This is a genomic window from Streptomyces rectiverticillatus, assembly GCF_013394065.1.
Classification (GTDB): Bacteria; Actinomycetota; Actinomycetes; order Streptomycetales; family Streptomycetaceae; genus Streptomyces; species Streptomyces rectiverticillatus.
Genome location: NZ_CP040752.1, coordinates 2,133,223 through 2,151,997, shown reverse-complemented (window position 1 = coordinate 2,151,997; position 18,775 = coordinate 2,133,223). Strand labels below are relative to the sequence as shown.

The 18,775-nt window shown below is 70.1% G+C and carries 16 protein-coding genes and 1 pseudogene; 7 read left to right on the top strand and 10 right to left on the bottom strand.

Translation table 11 applies throughout. From position 1 onward, the window contains the following. Positions 1-65: 65 nt before the first annotated feature. Both FGW37_RS09175 and FGW37_RS09170 read left to right on the top strand, forming a co-directional pair. Entirely contained in the window at positions 66-770 is a 705-nt protein-coding gene (locus tag FGW37_RS09175; RefSeq protein ID WP_246430322.1) for a hypothetical protein, read from the top strand. Beyond that, positions 760-2,452: pseudogene (locus FGW37_RS09170) on the top strand (relaxase/mobilization nuclease domain-containing protein). Before FGW37_RS09175 ends, FGW37_RS09170 begins: the two are co-directional and overlap by 11 nt. Before the next feature lie 107 nt (positions 2,453-2,559). Here the strand turns inward: FGW37_RS09170 and FGW37_RS33240 are convergent. From FGW37_RS33240 to FGW37_RS09155, 4 genes are read right to left on the bottom strand one after another with little or no spacing between them, the layout of a single operon-like run. Further along, positions 2,560-4,026 (bottom strand): hypothetical protein, encoded by a 1,467-nt coding sequence (locus tag FGW37_RS33240; protein ID WP_343067072.1) that lies wholly within the window; start codon positions 4,024-4,026, stop codon positions 2,560-2,562. Continuing rightward, on the bottom strand, positions 4,023-4,430 hold the full coding sequence (locus FGW37_RS33235) for an NAD(P)-binding domain-containing protein (RefSeq protein WP_246430321.1): 408 nt from the start codon (positions 4,428-4,430) through the stop codon (positions 4,023-4,025). Before FGW37_RS33235 ends, FGW37_RS33240 begins: the two co-directional genes overlap by 4 nt. Further along, positions 4,427-5,587: a hypothetical protein gene (locus FGW37_RS09160; RefSeq protein WP_179080617.1), complete on the bottom strand. Its 1,161-nt coding sequence runs from the start codon at positions 5,585-5,587 to the stop codon at positions 4,427-4,429. Before FGW37_RS09160 ends, FGW37_RS33235 begins: the two co-directional genes overlap by 4 nt. After that, positions 5,584-5,793, bottom strand: coding sequence for a hypothetical protein (locus FGW37_RS09155; protein WP_179080616.1), 210 nt, complete (start codon positions 5,791-5,793; stop codon positions 5,584-5,586). The genes FGW37_RS09160 and FGW37_RS09155 overlap by 4 nt, the downstream gene beginning before the upstream one ends. Positions 5,794-6,000: 207 nt before the next feature. On the opposite strand from FGW37_RS09155, the gene FGW37_RS09150 reads away from it, so the two are divergent. The 3 genes from FGW37_RS09150 to FGW37_RS09140 all read left to right on the top strand — a co-directional run bounded on the left by FGW37_RS09150 (position 6,001) and on the right by FGW37_RS09140 (position 9,294). Then, positions 6,001-7,323, top strand: a complete 1,323-nt coding sequence (locus tag FGW37_RS09150; RefSeq protein WP_246430320.1) for an NsdA family TPR-like regulatory protein — start codon at positions 6,001-6,003, stop codon at positions 7,321-7,323. A 333-nt stretch (positions 7,324-7,656) separates the two neighbouring features. Next, entirely contained in the window at positions 7,657-8,487 is an 831-nt protein-coding gene (locus FGW37_RS09145) for an HNH endonuclease (RefSeq protein ID WP_179080615.1), read from the top strand. A gap of 63 nt (positions 8,488-8,550) precedes the next feature. Beyond that, positions 8,551-9,294 carry a GNAT family N-acetyltransferase gene (locus FGW37_RS09140; protein WP_179080614.1) on the top strand — a complete coding sequence of 248 codons (744 nt, stop codon included), beginning with the start codon at positions 8,551-8,553 and terminating at the stop codon, positions 9,292-9,294. A 373-nt stretch (positions 9,295-9,667) separates the two neighbouring features. Here FGW37_RS09140 and glnA read toward each other — a convergent pair whose 3' ends face one another. Further along, on the bottom strand, positions 9,668-11,077 hold the full coding sequence (glnA, locus tag FGW37_RS09135; RefSeq protein ID WP_179080613.1) for a type I glutamate--ammonia ligase: 1,410 nt from the start codon (positions 11,075-11,077) through the stop codon (positions 9,668-9,670). 353 nt (positions 11,078-11,430) lie between these two features. Here glnA and FGW37_RS09130 point away from each other — a divergent pair, with 353 nt between their 5' ends. After that, the gene (locus FGW37_RS09130; protein WP_179080612.1) at positions 11,431-11,898 is read left to right on the top strand and encodes an RDD family protein; all 468 of its coding nucleotides are present in this window, start codon (positions 11,431-11,433) and stop codon (positions 11,896-11,898) included. A gap of 108 nt (positions 11,899-12,006) precedes the next feature. On the opposite strand, the gene FGW37_RS09125 is transcribed toward FGW37_RS09130, so the two are convergent. The 4 genes from FGW37_RS09125 to lipB all read right to left on the bottom strand — a co-directional run bounded on the left by FGW37_RS09125 (position 12,007) and on the right by lipB (position 15,159). Next, entirely contained in the window at positions 12,007-12,690 is a 684-nt protein-coding gene (locus tag FGW37_RS09125) for a DUF4191 domain-containing protein (RefSeq protein WP_179080611.1), read from the bottom strand. A gap of 10 nt (positions 12,691-12,700) precedes the next feature. Beyond that, positions 12,701-12,961: an SCO2195 family GlnR-regulated protein gene (locus tag FGW37_RS09120; RefSeq protein WP_058044740.1), complete on the bottom strand. Its 261-nt coding sequence runs from the start codon at positions 12,959-12,961 to the stop codon at positions 12,701-12,703. A gap of 269 nt (positions 12,962-13,230) precedes the next feature. Further along, positions 13,231-14,196, bottom strand: coding sequence for a lipoyl synthase (lipA, locus tag FGW37_RS09115; RefSeq protein WP_179080610.1), 966 nt, complete (start codon positions 14,194-14,196; stop codon positions 13,231-13,233). A 165-nt stretch (positions 14,197-14,361) separates the two neighbouring features. After that, the gene (gene lipB, locus FGW37_RS09110) at positions 14,362-15,159 is read right to left on the bottom strand and encodes a lipoyl(octanoyl) transferase LipB (RefSeq protein WP_179080609.1); all 798 of its coding nucleotides are present in this window, start codon (positions 15,157-15,159) and stop codon (positions 14,362-14,364) included. A gap of 342 nt (positions 15,160-15,501) precedes the next feature. On the opposite strand from lipB, the gene FGW37_RS09105 reads away from it, so the two are divergent. Beyond that, complete coding sequence (locus FGW37_RS09105) at positions 15,502-16,941, top strand: NsdA family TPR-like regulatory protein (RefSeq protein WP_179084589.1); 1,440 nt, start codon at positions 15,502-15,504, stop codon at positions 16,939-16,941. 429 nt (positions 16,942-17,370) lie between these two features. On the opposite strand, the gene FGW37_RS09100 is transcribed toward FGW37_RS09105, so the two are convergent. Further along, positions 17,371-18,696 carry an NAD(P)/FAD-dependent oxidoreductase gene (locus tag FGW37_RS09100; protein ID WP_179080608.1) on the bottom strand — a complete coding sequence of 442 codons (1,326 nt, stop codon included), beginning with the start codon at positions 18,694-18,696 and terminating at the stop codon, positions 17,371-17,373. Between the last annotated feature and the right edge of the window lie 79 nt (positions 18,697-18,775).

Here is an 18,775-nt window from a genome sequence, read left to right as displayed (position 1 = left end):
ACAGCCATGGGACGGATGCGACGGACGTGACGAAGCCCTGCCCCATGCCACACCGGAGCATCACCATGCACGACAACAACGCGAACGACGCGCCTTCCCACCACCGAAGGGGACTGTTCAGGCTGGCCCGCCGAACAGCAGCAAGCTGGAGCGAACGAGCCTCTAACGAGGCTTCGTCCGCGCTTGCCCCCGCCCCAGGGGTGGCGGAGGAGGCCGGGCGCCAGGGGGTGCCCGAGCCTGGGGAGGTGGCGGCCGAGCCCAGAACCGCGCCCGTTGCCAACTCCGACGCCCCGCACACCGAGCCGCCTGTCAATGCCCTACTGCCCGTTGAGCAGCCCTCCTGGCGCGCGCCCGACGCTCCGATGCTGCTCGCGTTGATGAACCGCAAGCGCACCACTGAGAAGCGCGACCAGGTCAAGAACATCCGCTTCACTCCGACCGCAGTCCACATCATCTCCAAGGCGGCTGAGCGGCGTGGCCAGAAGTTCGCCGGGTTCGTCGGCGACGCCGCGCTCGCCGTTGCCCTCGGCAAGGGCCTTGTCGGCAGCCCGGAGGACGATCCCATCCGCCCCCTGGTCGAGGCCATCGAGACCCACACCGTCGCGCTGAACCGCGCCGGAAACAACCTGAACCAGATCACCGAAGCCATCCACCGAGGCACGATCGCCGAGCACGCTCATGTCGTGCTCGACCGCGTCGATCAGGCGGTCCAGCGCAACTACCGACTGATGGACCAGTTCGTGGCGGAGGGTGTCGCGCATGGTGCCTGACGTCTCCACCGGCTCGGACACCCGTGGCCTGATCGTCTACCTCTTCGGCAAAGGGCGGCGCGACGAGCACGCCGACCCCCACATCGTCGCCGCCTGGGACATGGCCGGCGCCCTCGACCCTGGACGCGACCCCGAGGCCACCTACGCTCGCCAAGCGCCTCGACCACTACGTCGACCTGCGCACCCGCGAGCTGGGCGGCAAGAAGCCCCCGCAGCACGTATGGCACTGCCCGGTCCGCACCGCGCCCGACGACCGCTATCTGACCGACGCTGAGTGGGCCGAGGTCGCCCGCCGCGTCGTGGCCGCTACGGGCATCGCGCCCGAGGGGGACGAGAAGGCATGTCGATGGATCGCGGTGCGGCATGCGGACGACCACATTCACATCCTCGCCACCACCGTCCGTGCCGACGGACGCCGCCCCCGCACACACCGCGACGGCTGGCGGGCCCAGCAAGAATGCCGCAAGATCGAGGCCGAGTTCGGGCTGCGCCGCCTCAAGTCCGGCGACCTCACCGCCCCGCCCACGCCCACCGGCGCCGAACGCGCCAAGGCCCAGCGCCAAGGCCAGACCGTCACAGCGCGGCAACGGCTGCGCGAACAGGCATACGCCGTCGCCGCCGCCGTACATACCGAAGCCGACTACTTCACCGTGCTGCAGTCCCTGGGCATCGAGGTCAAGACCCGCCTCGGCCCCAAGACCGGCGACGTGATCGGCTACAGCCTCGCCGCCCCCGGCGACACCAATGCGGTCGGCGAGCCTGTCTGGTACGGCGGATCCAAACTCGCCCCCGACCTGTCCATCAACCGCCTGCGCGAGCGCCTCACCGCCCAGGAAGTCGCCGATCGCCCGCAGCATGTGGCGGACCCCGCCGAACCATGGCGTCACGTAGCCACCGAACTGCACACAGCTCACGCTGCCCTCGACTCCAGTGACAAGGCCACCGCCCAGGGCTACTTGGCCGCCTTCGGTGACGTCCTGTACAACATGGCCAGCACCGTCTCCGGCCCCCATCGAGCGGAACTGCAGGCGGCAGCGACGGCGTTCAACCGCGCCCGCCGCTCGACGATTCGCGCCGACCACCAGACCGCCACCATCCTGCGCAAGGCCGCCAAGGAGCTCGTCTACGCCTCCAACGAGCCCAGCGGGCTCGCCATCGCCCTGCTCTTCGCTGCCTTGCACCTGGCCCGCGCCGCCGCCAAGTGGCATGAGCAACGCGGCCACGAGCAGCAGGCCATAGCCGCCGAGGAAGCCTTCCGCCACCTGCAGGCGGGCTACCAGCAAGCCGCCGAGCCGGTCTTGGCGGACCTCGCCCGCCGCGCGCCACGCGCCACAACCGCCAGCCGCTTCGAGCAGGACCTCCGCGCGTCCCTCCCCCGCCACGCCGACCGCGTCCTCGCCGACCCCGCCTGGATCGCCCTGACCACAACCCTCGCCCGCGCCGAGTCCGTCGGCCACAGCCCCCGGCACCTCCTGGCCGAGGTCGGCACCCAACGAGAACTCGACAGCGCCGAGCACCCTGCCGAGGCCCTCAACTGGCGCATCACCGCTCAGCCGAGCAGGCGCGCACAAGCGGCACGCAGGCGAAGCACCGTCAGCGGCACATTCGGCTCCCCCAGCGCTTCCCAGAGTCCTGCCATGGTGGTGAACACGAAGGCCGAGGAACACGGACGACATCGATAGCGGCGCGTCCCTGCCCAACGATGGCAGATGGGATGCCGTCAAGGCAGCCGACCTCTCGGATTACGACGATGGCGGAGATACCGAACGGCATCTCCGTCATCGTTCGTTCAAGCAGTCGGGCCTGTGACCTGCGTGAGGAAGTCGGTGTTCGCCTTCACGTCATGTCCGAGGACCGGAGCGTGCCGGGGAATCTCACCGAGGAGTTCGAGCAGAGGCTCAGCTCCAGGGAGGTCGGCAGGCAGAAGGCCGAAGATATCGGGGTAGCGGTCCTCCGTGCCCGCGGTGAAGAAGTCGCCGGCTGCCACGACACGGTCCTCGTCGAGAAGGGCGGGCTCGGCACCCGGGGTGATTCGGGGGAAGAGGACGCGGGTGGCATGTCCTTCGGTGGCCAGGGTCAGGCCGAGCCAGGTGTGGAGCTGGTCGGGGAAGAACTGGGGCTTGAGCTCCTTGCCTGAGTCCTTCCACAGGGGTGTGCGGCTGCCGGAGTGGAGGGCGTCGGTGACCTTCTGGTGCTGGGTGGGGTGGAGCTGTTCGCCGTGCTGGACCCGGTCGCGGACCTGGTCGTACCAGCCGAGGGCGTCCAGCAGGCCGAGTCCGATGGCAGCGGCCGAGGGCCAGGGCAGCACCCGCAGGCGGTCGTCTTCGCGGCGGATGAAGACGCGGTCGTTGGCCAGCAGCTGCCAGCCGGCACGGGCGAGCAGGAGTCCCACGGTGGTCTTTCCGGCGCCCTTGTCGCCCAAGGTCAGCACGGTCTGCCCGTCGCGGACGACGGCGGAAGCATGCAGGATCGACCAGCCGTCGGCCACCAACTGGCCGCGTAGGACCTCGCGGGCGAGGCGGGCGGCGGCGAGGGCGACGGGGACGTCCTCGCAGCCGTAGACGTGCAAGGGCCCGCCGGGCTCGGCCCGGTAGGCGAGCTTGTCGTCGGGCTGGGAGGCGAGGACGGTGCCGTCGTCGTCCCGGTCGAAGAGCATGCTCGTGTTCGCGTAGACGGTCTCCTCGTGCGCGTGGTCGGCCACGCGCTGGGCGATCTCGGTGACGCGGTCGGGGCTGACGTCGGCGATCACCTGCGGGCCGTCGTCGGCGGTGGTGCTGGTGGCGTTCCACCAGGGGCCGAAGTAGCGGAGGGCCCAGTCGGTGACCACCGGCGTGTTGCTGGTGACGGTCACGGCCTGGGTGGCCGTGGCGATGCGGGTAGCGGTCCTGGTCACTGCGGTCTTCTCCTTCCATGAGGGACGTGCGGGAATGTGCAGGCGGGCCAGTGGCTCGTAGGCGTCGCGGAGTTTGACGTCCGCGGCCACCAGCTGGCGGGCCTCGGCCGTATCAAGCCGGGGGAGGCACACGCTTGGGGTTCCGGCGGTGAAGCGCAACGGGATTCCCATCCACCGCCGCTCGTGGTTGACGGACAGTTCCACCACGCGGTCGTCCAGGCCCAGGCCCGCGCGGAGGGCGGCGATGACGGCGCCGGCGGGGCCACAGCGGGTGCGGCCGAGACCGGCGTTGATGCGGGCCGGGCGGTCGGCCAGCTCGCGGCGAACCTGTCCGACCGGCACCTCGGCCGGGCGGCCGTTCACGCGGGTGGCCGACGCGCACACCACCGCCTGGTCACCATGACCACGAGGCCCTGGTAGTGGGCCAGTGGGCGGGCCAGGGCGGCGATGACGGGGGCGTTCGCGTTCAGCCCGGCCATCCGCACGTTGGTTCGGTTGGTGTTGACGAACTCGGCCCTGGGGCAGACCACCACCGCCTCGCACGAGACCAGCTGGCCCGGGCCGGCGGCGTGAACCGCCCGGACGGAGGAGCCGATCACCTGGCACATGTCCTCCAAATCGGTCACCAGGGCCCGGGCCGAGGTCCCGGTGCGGGAGACGACGCGGACGGACTCGCACCAGCCGCCGGCCGCCAGCAGCATGCCCACGCTCTGGCCGACGGCCCCGGCACCGATCACCCCGATCGCACCGGCCTTCGTCGCCGTCACCGGTTCGCCGCCTTCACCACGTCGGCCAGCGCAAGCCGCCACACCGCCCGCGGGTCCGTCCCGGCGACCAGACCGGCGGTCGTCGCCTCCAGCAGGCCGCACACCGTCTCCGCCCGGGCCGTGAGCTTTCCCGCGTGCTCGGGCAGGGGCAGGTCGGACGGGCAGGTCAGGTAGGTGCTGAGGATGTTGGTGGTGTCCATCAGCCACAGCACCACCAGGTGCCGCAGCCACTCGGCCCGCTCATCCGGCCGGAGGTCGGCCGTGAGCGTGTCGGCGAACTCCTCGATCCCGGTCGCCGTCGCATCGGCCGTCACCAGGTCCGGGGAGGAGGCGACCAGGCCGAGCACGGTCCGGGAGATCAGCTTGGCCGGGTCTGCCTGCGGTCGTCCCCGGCCCAGGCCCGGGTCGAGGAAGACCGGCCGCCCATCGGTGCCGTCGGGGAAGACGACGTGGTCCGGCTTAAGGTCGCCGTAGACCACCGGCCGGTGCCCGCCCGCCGGAGCGGGCCGAAGCCGACGAAGCCGGAGGACCACTGTTCCCAACACCTCCCCGGCCTCTCCGGCCTTGCGCAGGTAGGTGGGGCCGCTGATGCCGTTGAACTTGCGGTCGAAGGTCGAGCCGATGCCCCGCTCAACGATGGCCACCTCATCGACGGCCCGGGCGACAGCGGGCTGCTGGAGCCCTGAGAGCTCGACCACCGCGCGGGTCATCAGCTCGCCGGCCTGGTGCGGGTCCTTGGCCAGCAGGTCGGTAAGCGTCGGCCCCGACACCGGCTCGGTGAACAGCACCCCGCCGTGAAGGCCCGCGACCGGGCAGGCCCGCGCTCCGGCCTCCCGAATGATGGCCAGGCCCCTGGCCTCCCGTTCCAGCAGGGCCCCCGGCGAGCTCTGGTGGGCGGCCTGGGCGGCCCGGACCTGGGCCCAGTCCCCGGCCGTGCCCCGCAGCACGGAGACCAGCGACAGGCCCAGCAGCGACAGCTTCGCGTACAGCGGGCGGCCCTCCACCGTGAGGCGGCGGACGTAGGCGGTCACGCTCGGCGTGTGCTGGCCGAGCCGCATGGTGCCACCCGGCCACAGCCCGGCGGCGGCCTGCTTGATCTTCTCGTCCGCGTAGGCGAAGACCTCGGCGGCCGCGATGGCGCTGGAACCGGCGGTCATCGCCAGCCTCCCGTTGCGGGGGTCGCCACGTCCGGCAGAGACAGGGCGGCCGGGGCCTGTCCGGGGTGGTCGAGGTCGTGGTGGACGACGGCGGCCAGGCTGCCGGCCGTGGCGATGGTGCCCAGGGCCCAGACCCAGCCGAGCATGGGCCCCAGCCAGTCACCGCGGGTCGTCCTGCCGCCGGTCGTACGGCACGTGTACGTCACCGTCGTCTCCTTCTCGTCCAGGGATTGGCAGCAGCGGGCCGTCAACGCGGCGAGGAGACAGTGATCAGGCGCCGAGGGCCCGCTGCCGTTTCATCCGCCCTCGCAGGTCGGGCGGTGAGCTTCAGTGAAGGGCCGTACGGGGAGGGCGAGGAGGGGCCAGGATGTAGGGCAGCTGTAGGCCCGTGTAGGCCAGGAGGCGACGGCATCGTGCCGACCAAACAGGAGCTCGCCGAACTCATCCGACACGCGTGCGAGAAGCGCGGCTGGGGCCCCACCAAGCTCGCTCGGGCAGTCAGCGTCGCCGCCGGGCAGCCCCCGGACACCCTTGAGCGTCAGTACGCCCGTCGGTGGCTGAAGGGCGAGCGGGCACCGACGCACTGGCTCCCGTACGTCGTCCAGGTCCTCGACTTGGACTTAGAGCCCTCAGGAGAGATCCAAAACGCCGGTTCTAATGCAGAGGCCACCGATACCGTGGCTTCAGTCATCCAGTTGGGGAGGCGAGACGTGCACCGCCGGAACTTCCTGGCCGCCACGAGCGGTTACGCCCTGAGCGCCCTCGCGCTGCCCGACCTCGACAGCATCACCCGCCGCACCAAGACCGCCTCAGCCGGAGCCGTCCGCGTCGGCGCTGGAGAGGTCACCGCCGTCAAACAGATGGTCAAGGCCCTCGGCGACGCCGCCGCCGAGCTCGGTGGCGGCCATGCCCGCCACCTGGCCGTGCGCTACCTCACCGACGACGTCGCTCCCTGGCTGAACGGCAAGTACACCGAGGCCACCGGCCGCGAGCTGTTCGCCGCCACCTCCCAGCTCGTCCACCTCGCCGGCTGGATGGCCCAGGACGAGGGCAAAGACGCCGAACACCAAGGCCGGGCCCAGCAGTACTACGCGCACGCCTATCGCCTCGCCGCCGAAGCCCGCGACCCCGAACTCTCTGCCACCGCTCTGCGTGGCCTGGCCGTCCAGGCCACCGACCTCGGGTTCCGGGCCGAAGCCGTCCAGCTCGCCGAAGCGTGCGTACGCTACGGCAAGGACCTCGACAACCCCCGGGCGGTCGCCTACTACGAAGCCACCTTCGCCAACGCCGCCGCCCAGGACAACGACCGCAAGCTGGCTACCCGCCACCTCGCCCTTTCCGAGACGGCCATCGGCCGCTCAGGCGCCACTGCAGGCGAGTCCTGGGCGGCCCATTACTCGCCGGGCCGGTGGGCCCACGAATCGGGCATGATCCTAGCCCGCCTCGGCGACCTCGATGCCGCCGAAGAACATCTCCGCCTCGCCCTGGACATCCACGGGCTCGACCGCCGCCGCACCCGCGCGATCGTCCTCGCCGACCTCGGTGGCGTCCGCCTCCGCCAAGGCGACCTCGACGGCGCTCTCACCACCTGGACCGAGTTCGTCAACTGCGCGGACGGCATCCGATCGGTGAAAGTCCACACCGCAGTCCAAGACATGCGCACTCGACTCAACCGGTTCCGGGACATGCCCGACGCGGCACAACTCCAGCAAAAGGCGGCCCGCCTTCTCCGATAGCAGGCAAGCGCCCTATCGAATCACGGCCATACCCGCCCTACCGCCCCGCGCTTTTAGAGACGCACGGACCCAAGCCGACCCCTTCCCTGACCAGCGAACAAGCATGGAGAATACATTGCGCATGAATCACCCACGCAGCACCGATCCGAAGCAGTGCATTTTCTGCGACACAGTCAAACCTGCCTCCGGCTTCTACGCGGGGCCGCGATATCCAGATGGCTTGATGGCCTGGTGCAAGATCTGCCAAATGCGCTCTATCGGCCGTAAGAATCCACCGCTCACCCTTAACGATGAAAGAAATCAGAACGTTACGCCCGGCACGATGCCTATCTGATGGAGAAGTACCCAGACTGGTGGGACGCTCAGCAAAAAGAATATAAGGAAAGGGATCTGATCCGCCGCATAGAACGAAAGCAACGGCGGCGTTCAGCTGAGCACAATGTTGAACACGACGGCACACCACCACACGTGGTGTATGCCAAGACGGACGGACTGTGCATCTACTGCCAGGAACAGAAGGCGGCCCACATTGATCACGTGCGACCGGTTTCTCGTGGAGGGCCGTGGGCCTACCACAACCTGGTCCCAGCCTGCGCAGACTGTAACACGAGCAAGAATGACCAGATCGTCCGGCACTGGTGGACCCGCAAGACCGGCAGACCATTTGACGAGATTCGAATACGCCTAGCGGATGCCGGAATCTTGGCCAGATGGACGCGAGAACCGACACGGAAAGAAGAAACGGATCGCCATCGGAAGGGCCTTGGAAACATAGACCCAGAGAATCCCAACGTTTTCCTCAAATCGCAGGGCGGCTACTGGGATGCCATGTACCGCTCCCAGGCCAAGAAGACACCGAGTTGGTTTAGATCGATCACCAAGGAAGGACCTCTGTCTGGTATCACCATCATCCTCAGTGGCACCCCCTACGGGATCCAGAACAAAGAGTGGCGACAGGCGCTCCGACAGGCAGGGGGGAGAGTAGGCCAGAGCGTTTCATCAAGAACTGATGCATTTGTAACAGACGGCCAGAATCACCACAAGACAGTTGCCGTACAGACCGCGAACGTAGCACGCGACAAGCGCGGTCTTCCGCTGATCGAGATCGTGGATGCCCGCGACCTCCTCCGCCGCCTGCACCAACACTTGCCAGCTGCCGACTAGATCCAGCTATGCACCCGCCTCGAACCGTAGGCGACAGATCCAAATTTAGGAGACCAGCGCACCATGGGACGTAAGTCGAGAGAACGAGCAGCCGCCCTGGCGACGCGAAAGAGACAAGCTGCCGAAGGCATCACGATCCGAGAAGCCCGCCCTGGCGAAGGTGAGACAGTCCGTCAGCTATTACTTCCTGTCGATCCCGAGCACCCAGATGTATTTGACCCCCTGTCAGACATGATCGACTCGGGACTGGTCATGCCACCCGACCGCGGCCTGTGCCTGAACCTAGTCGCCGAGAACAGGGACGGAAAGCTTGTGGGCGCACTGTCCGCGGTTTCCCCCTTTGACTGGATCACAGGATCCGATCAACTCGCACAGCCCTTTAAACCGGCGCTGGCACGGAACATAGCGACGATTGAGTCCCTGGCTGTCGCCCCTCAAGCGCGGGGCATGCGGCTTGGCTTCCAACTGCTGAAGCATGCAGAAGCACAGCTTCGGGAGTCTGGTTGCCGGTTACTGATAGTGGACTTTGAACCTTCACGTTCGCACCTTGCCCGCTATTACACAGAGGCAGGCTTCAGACTGCTGGCCTACGGGCAACCCCTGCACATCGGCCTATTGCCCGGGGTCATCCTCCCACGACCGTCTCACAAAGATCATCGAACCTCATGGAAGGCCCTGACAGAGGAGATCACCCTCGAGCCAGCACTCATGACGCAGGGCCCGGACATGCCGCCTGTCCCCGTACCGGGTGGAGTGCTTGTTGGCGTGCTGGCTGCCAATCACATGGCTACTTCGTCAGCCACGTGACGAGTGTCAGTCCGCACAGGGTCCGCAAGACGCTCAGTCGTGACCGTCTAGAGCCAACGCGACCCATCGACAAAAGACCAGGTCAGCGACCCACAGCACCCATCGCCACAGGTCGCCGACCCGCCCCATTACTGGGAGACGAAGAAGGCTGCTGCCGCGCACAGAGCCGGACAAGCCAGCGAGGGCCGCTGCCCCTTGTGGGTAGCGGCCCTCGCTGTTGTTGTGACGCTAAGTCAGAGTGTTGGCCGGGCGGTGCACACTCGGTGCACAAGGGGGCGGAAAGCAAGCGATGACAGTGAGAACTGCTGAGAAGAGTTTCCGCAGGTCACAGCCCGTTTGCAAGGCTTCCGCCCAGGTCGCCCGACCCTGCCTCTTAGATGTCGAAGTACATCTCGAACTCGTGCGGGTGCGGGCGGAGCTGGATCGGGGCGATTTCGTTGGTGCGCTTGTAGTCGATCCAGGTCTCGATCAGGTCGGCGGTGAAGACGCCGCCGGCCTGCAGGTACTCGTTGTCCTGCTCCAGGGCGTCGAGGACGGCCGGGAGGGAGGTCGGGACCTGGGGGACGTTCGCGTGCTCGTCGGGGGCGAGCTCGTAGAGGTCCTTGTCGATCGGCTCGGCGGGCTCGATCTTGTTCTTGACGCCGTCGAGGCCGGCCAGGAGGAGGGCCGAGAACGCGAGGTACGGGTTCGAGGACGGGTCCGGGGCGCGGAACTCGACGCGCTTGGCCTTCGGGTTGGAGCCCGTGATCGGAATGCGCATGGCGGCGGAGCGGTTGCGCTGGGAGTAGACCAGGTTGACCGGGGCCTCGAAGCCGGGGACCAGGCGGTGGTAGGAGTTCACCGTCGGGTTGGTGAAGGCCAGCAGCGACGGGGCGTGCTTGAGGATGCCGCCGATGTAGTAGCGGGCGGTGTCCGACAGGCCCGCGTAGCCCTGCTCGTCGTAGAAGAGGGGCTCGCCGCCGGTCCACAGGGACTGGTGGACGTGCATGCCGGAGCCGTTGTCGCCGAAGATCGGCTTCGGCATGAAGGTGGCGGTCTTGCCGTTGCGCCAGGCGACGTTCTTCACGATGTACTTGAAGAGCATCAGGTCGTCGGCCGCGGCGAGCAGCGTGTTGAACTTGTAGTTGATCTCCGCCTGGCCGGCCGTGCCGACCTCGTGGTGCTGGCGCTCGACCTGCAGGCCGGCCTTGTCCAGCTCCAGGGAGATCTCGGCGCGCAGGTCGGCGAAGTGGTCGACCGGCGGGGCCGGGAAGTAACCGCCCTTGTAGCGGACCTTGTAACCGCGGTTGTCCTCGACCGCACCGGTGTTCCAGGCGCCGGCCTCGGAATCGATGTGGTAGAAGGACTCGTTCGCGGCGGTGTTGAAGCGCACGCTGTCGAAGACGTAGAACTCCGCCTCCGGGCCGAAGTACGCGGTGTCCGCGATGCCCGTGGAGGCGAGGTAGGCCTCGGCCTTCTTCGCGATGTTGCGCGGGTCACGGCTGTACTGCTCGCCGGTGATCGGGTCGTGGATAAAGAAGTTGATGTTGAGCGTCTTGTCCCGGCGGAAGGGGTCGACGCGAGCCGTCGACAGGTCCGCGCGCAGCGCCATGTCGGACTCGTGGATGGCCTGGAAACCGCGGATCGAGGAGCCGTCGAAGGCCAGCTCCTCGGCCGGGTCGAACGCCGCAGCCGGGATCGTGAAGTGCTGCATCACGCCGGGCAGGTCGCAGAACCGGACGTCGACGAACTTGACGTCCTCGTCCGCGATGAACTTCTTGGCGTCGTCGCCGTTCTGGAACATCCAACTCCTCCTAGCCCGCCCGTGAACGGCCGGGGTTGTTTCGGTGGCGCGGTCCCTGTGCGGATTTATGCAGGCTCCGCAGATGCAGTTCCCATGCAGTGGTGCGCGCTGGGGCCGACCCTAGAGAGACGGGATTTCCCGGGCATGACCCATTTGTTTCGCCGAGGTTAACCGGGATGCGGCCGGTACGTGCTCTGAAACACGGTCGTGGGGCGGATACGGAAACGGATACGGACAGGGGTACGGACAGGGGTACGGAAACGGATACGGCCGGTGGTCGCGGGGCCGGTGCGCCACACGGACGTGCGACCCCGGGCCGAAGGGAACGAATGCGGGCGCAGTACCGTGGACGGGTGGACAACAGGCAAGCAATCGGCTCATGGCTCTCCGGCCCGCGCGCGGCCGCCGAGGAGATGGGCGTCGACTTCGGGCACCGGGGCGAGCGCCTCGGGCTCCCGGCGGACGGGCCCGGCTCCATCGCCCCGCTCGGACGGCGCTTCGGCGCCGTTTTCATCGACTGGGCGCTGTGCATGCTCATCGCCTACGCCCTCCTCGCGGACGGCAAGCCCCAGCAGGCGGGCAACTGGGCCCTGCTGATCTTCTTCGTACTCAGTGTCGTCACTGTCGGTACGGTCGGCTGCACCCCCGGCAAGCGCCTCCTCGGGCTGCGTGTGATCAGCGAGGGCGGCGGACGCCTCTCGCTGCCCCGCGTCCTGTTCCGCAGCGTACTCCTCGCCGTCGTCATCCCGGCCGTCATCTGGGACCGCGACACCCGCGGCCTGCACGACCGCCTCTCCCGCGCCGTACAGGTGCGGAACTGATCCGAGCAGACGGAAGACCGGCGGACGCGAAGACACAAGAAGACACAAGAGGGCGGGGCGGATCCGAAAGGATCCGCCCCGCCCTCTTCGATTTCCCGCCCCGGCGCCTCAGCGGCCCTTCGGCATCCGCATGCCCTTGGGCATCGGACCCTTCGGGATCGGCATGTTCTTCATGGGGTCGCCCATGGCCCGCAGGCGGTCGGTGGTCGCCGTGACCTTGTCGCCGGCCACCACGCGCGGCAGCTTGGCCAGCGTCGTACGCAGCTTCTTCAGCGGCAGCTGGCCCTCGCCGTTGCCGATGATGAAGTCGTGCACGGGGACGTCCGTCACGATGCGCGCCATCTTGCGCTTCTCGGCCGCCAGCAGGCCCTTGACCCGGCCGGGGTTGCCCTCGCCGATGAGGACGATGCCGGCCTTGCCGACGGCGCGGTGGACCATGTCCTCGTCACGGTTGAAGGCGACGGCGGTCGTGGTCGTCCACTGCCGGCCCATCTGCTGCTCCAGGATGGACGCGGCGGCGCCCCGCACACCCTCGAGCTTGCTGTTGTAGGCGCGCTGGGCGCGCTGGCCGAAGACGATCGCCATCGCGAGGAACGCCAGCAGGACGCCCAGAATGCCCAGGTAGACCGGGTGGCCGATCGCGAAGCCCACGGCGAGCAGGACACCGAGGGTCACGATGCCCACTGCCGCGACGATCAGGCCGACCTTGGGGTCCGCCTCACGCGTCAGCTTGTAGGACAGGACGATCTGCTGCAGTCGCCCCTGCTTCTCAGGTGTTGCCTTCCTCGCCATAAGGCGAAGTTTACGTCGCCTGCGGACCGGGGGCCGCCACGGCCTCCAGCACGTGCTGCGCCTCGCGCCTGTCCTTGGCGCGGCGGCGGTCCTCCAGCACCGCGGTCCAGGCGTTGCGGCGGGCGGTGCGCTGGCCGCCGCGCATCAGCAGCCCCTCCAGGGCCCGCAGGGCCCCGGTGACGGACGGGGGCCGGACGGAGAGCGTCGCGGGCAGGGTGGAAGCGGCGCGGGTGGCTGTCGCCATCGCTGCCTGGGCGGGCGCGGCCTGCATGTCGTTGTCCCCTCGGGAGCGGAAGTGAATCATTGGGCAGCGGGGGGCTGGCGGTGCGTACCGACGGAGAAGTGTGCTGGGAAACGCCGTGCATGGGAACTGCTGTGCGTACCCCTATCGTCACCGAACGGTGTTACCAACGCATGACCTCTTGGTCAAACACCTATGAAATGTTGACGCGGCCCGTATCGTCCCCACCGTCCTGCGGGGGGTGATACGGGCCGCGTCCATTGCCGCGCCGGGGGGGCGTCCATGCAGGTCGGAGCCGGTCAGACCGCCTGGGCGGAGGGCGCCGCCGCGCGCCGCTCCATCGCCTGCTGGTAGAGGCGGCCGGCCCGGTACGACGAACGGACCAGGGGGCCGGACATGACGCCGGCGTAGCCGATCTCCTCGGCCTCCTGCTTCAGCTCGACGAACTCCTGCGGCTTCACCCAGCGCTCCACCGGGTGGTGCCGCGGCGACGGACGCAGGTACTGGGTGATCGTGATGAGTTCGCAACCCGCCTCGTGCAGGTCGCGCAGGGCCTCGGTGACCTCGGCCCGCTCCTCGCCCATGCCCAGGATCAGGTTGGACTTGGTCACCAGGCCGGCCTCGCGGGCCTTGGTGATGACCTCCAGCGAGCGCTCGTAGCGGAAGCCGGGGCGGATGCGGCGGAAGATCCGGGGGACGGTCTCGACGTTGTGCGCGAAGACCTCGGGGCGCGCGGCGAAGACCTCCTCCAGCAGCTCGGGGACCGCGTTGAAGTCCGGCGCGAGCAGCTCGACCTTGGTGCGGCCGCCCTCGCGGCCGGCGGTCTGCAGGTGGATCTGGCGCACGGTCTCGGCGTACAGCCAGGCGCCGCCGTCCGCCAGGTCGTCGCGGGCGACGCCGGTGATCGTGGCGTAGTTCAGGTCCATCGTGACGACCGACTCGCCGACGCGGCGCGGCTCGTCACGGTCCAGGGCCTGGGGCTTGCCGGTGTCGATCTGGCAGAAGTCGCAGCGCCGGGTGCACTGGTCGCCGCCGATGAGGAACGTCGCCTCGCGGTCTTCCCAGCACTCGTAGATGTTCGGGCAGCCCGCCTCCTGGCAGACGGTGTGCAGACCCTCGCGCTTCACCAGGCCCTGCAGCTCGGTGTACTCGGGGCCCATCTTCGCCCGGGTCTTGATCCACTCGGGCTTGCGCTCGATGGGGGTCTGGGCGTTCCGGACCTCCAAGCGCAGCATCTTGCGTCCGTCGGGTGCGACTGCCGACACGTCCGGCTCCCTATGGCTTCGATTCTTCGGCGGACACCAGGGTACGCCCGATATTTCCTACGCTCTTACTCGTATGCCCAAGGCAACTCATGGAACCCGGGCCACATTCCCCCCACCGGTCGACGCCGGGCCCCCACCGGCCCCCACCGGTCGACGCCGGCCCGGCTAGCCCGCCGTGGTCTCCACCACCCGCGGCAGCGGCTCCGCCGTCTCCAGGATCTCCCGCAGGTGCTTCTCCACCACGGGCAGGACCTCGGCCACGGACACCCGCCGGCCCAGCTCGTTCGAGAGCGAGGTCACGCCGGCGTCCCGGATGCCGCAGGGCACGATCCGGTCGAACCAGGTGTTGTCAGGATCACAGTTCAGCGCGAAGCCGTGCATCGTGACGCCCTTGGCGATCCGGATGCCGATCGCGGCCAGCTTGCGGTCCTCGCGGCGCTGGCCGGCGTTCGAGGGGGCGTACTCCGGGCCGTTCAGCCGGGGGTCGAACTCCTCGTCCGTCAGCCGGGGGTCGAAGTCCAGGGACAGGCCGCCGACGGCCGGGCGCTCCTCGACGGGGTCGCCCAGCACCCAGACGCCGCTGCGGCCCTCGACGCGCGTGGTCTCAAGGCCCAGCTCGGCGCAGGCGCGGATGAGCGCCTCCTCCAGCCGGCGGACGTGGGCGATCACGTCCACCGGGCGCGGCAGCTTGAGGATGGGATAGCCGACGAGCTGCCCCGGGCCGTGCCAGGTGATCTTCCCGCCGCGGTCGACGTCGACGACGGGCGTGCCGTCCAGGGGGCGCTCGCTGTCCTCCGTGCGCCGTCCCGCGGTGTAGACCGCCGGGTGCTCCAGCAGCAGGCAGGTGTCCGGGACCTCGTCCGCGAACCGGGCGGCGTGGACCCGGCGCTGCTCCTGCCAAGCCTCCTGATACTCGACGGCGTCCGCCCCGAAGCCCAGGTGGACGAAGCGCAGCTCATTCACGGCGGCTCCTCAGCTCCTCTTCGACTCTGCTCCGACTGTGCCGTGCCCCCGCACGCGCCCCGGTGAGGGCGCGCGGGTGGCGCGTGTGGCGCGTATGGGTGCATCTCACGTGAATTCCCACGCTCTAGACGCGCCCTTGCCACTGTACGGCGGCCCGCGGACATCGCCGCAGGCGGGCGGCGCACCGCGGGCGGAGGGCGAGTGGGGTCCGGACCGCCCTCCGGGTGTATTTGATCTGTCCTCACACGATCGGATGAATGCGGGGCGAAGGGAGCGATCAGGGCGTTGAGGACCGCTAAGTTCGCGCCGTTCCAGAACGAGATCAGGGAGACCGGCAGGCTGATGACGGAACGACCCCCGCAGCGCATCCCCAACCGTCAGCTCGCCGCGTTGATCGCGGAGGCGGGCTTCTCCAACGCAGGGCTGGCTCGGCGAGTCGATCAGTTAGGGCTTGAGCACGGCCTCGACCTGCGTTACGACAAGACGTCCGTCACCCGCTGGCTGCGCGGCCAGCAGCCCCGGGGCACCACCCCGGCGCTGATCGCCGAGGTCTTCACCCGGCGGCTCGGGCGGCGGCTGTCCGCGCAGGACCTGGGGCTGGACGCCTGCGCCCCGGTGTACGCGGGGCTCGAATTCGCCGCGTCCCCGGAGGAGGCCATTGACATCGTCAGCGGCCTCTGGCGCAAGGACTCCGGCAGCCACACCGAGCTCCGGAAGATCGCCTTCACCCCGGCCGGGCTGGTGGTGCCCAGCCGGGACTGGCTGATCGGCCGGGCCGACGAGCGCGTGGCCCGCGGCGCCCCCGCCTCCGAGGGCGGCCGCGTGCCCGCCCAGGGGCGCGGCCACCCGCCCCGCCAGCGGCACGTCGAACGCGGCCCCGGCGGCCGGGTCTCGATGGGCGACATCGCCGCGCTGCGCTCGGTCGGCGAGCTCTTCCGCACGCTCGACCACGCCTACGGCGGCGGGCACGCCCGCCAGGCCCTCGTGCGCTACCTGGAGCACGAGGCCGAGCCGATGCTGCGCGGCACGTACGGGGAGGCGACGGGGCGGCGGCTCTTCGCCGCCGTCGCCGACCTCACCCGGCTCGCCGGATGGACGTCGTACGACATCGCCGCGCACGGCCTGGCGCAGCGGTACTTCGTCCAGGCGCTGCGGCTCGCCCAGGCCGCGGGTGACCGTGCCTACGGCAGCTACGTGCTGGTCACCATGAGCCGGCAGGCCGTCTACCTCGGCCACGGCCGGGAGGCGGTGCAGCTGGCCAGGGTCGCCCAGCAGGGCATCGGGTCCAGCGCCCCGTCCGTGGTGCAGTCGCTGCTGCACGCGGTGGAGGCGCGCGGGCACGGCGTCCTCGGCGAGGTACGGGCCTGCTCGGCGTCGCTGGCGCGGGCGGAGCGGGCGCTGGAGTCCTCCCGGCCGGGGGACGACGTGCCGTACTGGGCCCGGTTCTTCGACGAGGCCCAGCTGGCGGACGAGTTCGGGCACTGCCACCGCGACCTCCAGCAGTACCGGGCCGCCGCGCAGCACGCGGAGCGCTCCCTGCAGCTGCGCAGCCAGGCGTACGCCCGCAGCAGGCTCTTCTGCCGCGTGGTGCTGGCCACGGCGCGGCTCGGCCTGGGCGAGCTGGAGCAGGCGTGCCAGCTGGGCGCGGAGGCGGCGCAGGCGGCGGCCGAGATGCGGTCGGTGCGGGCGCTGGAGTACATCCGCGACTTCGAGCGGAGGCTGGAGCCGTACCGGGATGCGGCGGCGGTCCGGGCGTACCGGGAGAAGGTGGCGACGCTGTAGGCCTGCCGGCCCGGCGGTGGGGGATCGCGGTGCCCCCGCTGCCGGGTCGCCTGCGGCGGGCTGGTACGCCGCCCCGGCCGGGGGCGGCTCGGCACCGCCGGTCACCTCCGGTGGGGTTGCTCGCCGTTGCGGCGGAGGGTTTTTGCCTGCGGCAGGGGGCTTGGCTCTGCGGCCCTGAGCCTCGTCCGGTCTGCGGGTCGTCTCGGGCCTGGCCGGGGGCGGCTCGGCACCGCCGGTCACCTTCGGTGGGGTTGCTCGTCGTTGCGGCGGAGGGTTTTTGCCTGCGGCAAGAGGCTGCCTGCCGCAGGCAAGAGCCCGGAGTTCAAGAGGCCGGGCCTCTTGAAGCCGCCGCGACGGTGCTCAAGCCCCCACCGGAGGTGTCCGGCGGTGCCGTACGAGCCGTGCGACCGGGGGCCCGGCCGGAGGCCGCTACGCCGCCTGTAGTTCCTCTGTGTCCTGGGGGGCCCGGATGCCCAGGTCCCGTAGGACTGCCAGGGCGGCCCTTCGGCCCGAGAACAACGCTCCCTGGACCGTGCTGGTGTCGCGGTGGTCGCCGCACACGTACAGGCCCGACAGCAGCCGCACCGGGCGGCGCACGTCGTGGGGGGCCGGCATGGCCGGAACCGCCTCCGGGTCGTGGTGGGCCGCGAGGAGCCGCCAGCCGGCGGCCGGGGCGCCGTAGACGCGGGAGAGCTGGGCGCGCGCGGCCCGGTCGAGCTCGGCGACGGGCAGGCCCGCGGCCGCGCCCAGCACCGTCGAGGTGATCAGGGACCGCCCGGCGGGCGCCCGCGAGGGGTCCACCTCGCTGGTCACCATGGTGTGCGCGACGGGCCCGTGGCGGCCCGCGGCGATGATGAGCGAGGCCTCGCGCAGCGGCGGTTCGTCCGCGGTGTGGTGGAGCACCGTCACCGGGTGGAAGCCGGGCAGCCGCAGGCCGGGGATGAGTTCGGCGGCGGCGCGGGCGCCGGTGGCCACGACGACCGAGCGGCACCGCAGGACGCCGTGCTCGGCGGTGGTCACGGAGGTGGTGCAGGCGGCCTTGGCGTGGACGCCGGTGCGCACCGTGCCGGGCGGCAGCAGGTCCGCCAGCAGCGCCGGTACGGTGTCCGCCCCGCCGGCCGGCAGACAGAGGCGGCCGCGCGCGTAGCCCCGCAGGACGAGGTCGGCGCAGCGGCTGGACGTGGTCAGGTCCGGATCGCACAGCAGGGACGCCAGCAGGGGCCGCAGGAACACCTCGGCGGTGCGGGCGGGCAGGCCGCGGCCGGCGAGCGTCTCGGCCGTGGGCCGGTCGGGCCGGGCGAGGACGCGGTGGGCGGGCAGGGCGGCGAGGCGGCCCAGCGCGGCGCCCAGCCGGGCCTGGTCGAGGCCGCCGGCCCGGGACGCGCGCGCCGCGGTCGCGAGGGCCCGAGCCGTGGTGAACGCGCGCTTGGCCGTGCGGGGTTCGGCCGTGCGCTGGTTGCGCCCGTCGGCGTGGACGAGGACCCCCGGCGTGAACGGCTTCAGGACGAGCGCGTCGAGGCCGGGGGTGCGCAGGAGCTCCGGGAAGGAGGTGTTGAGCAGCTGGGCCGTGCGGTCCAGCCGGAAGCCGTCGGCACGGTCGGTGGCCATCCGCCCGCCGACGCGGGGGGCGGCCTCCAGGACGGCGACCGTAACCCCTGCGGCCGTGAGCCGGTGCGCCGCCGAGAGCCCGGCGAGGCCGGCTCCCACGATGACGACGTCGGCGTCGATAGCGGTGTCGCGTGCGCTGCTGAGCACGTGCCCTCCCGGGTTCGGTCCGCTCGCTCGGTGCCCTGATGCCCTCAACGGGCCGTGGCGATGCGCGATTTGACTTGAC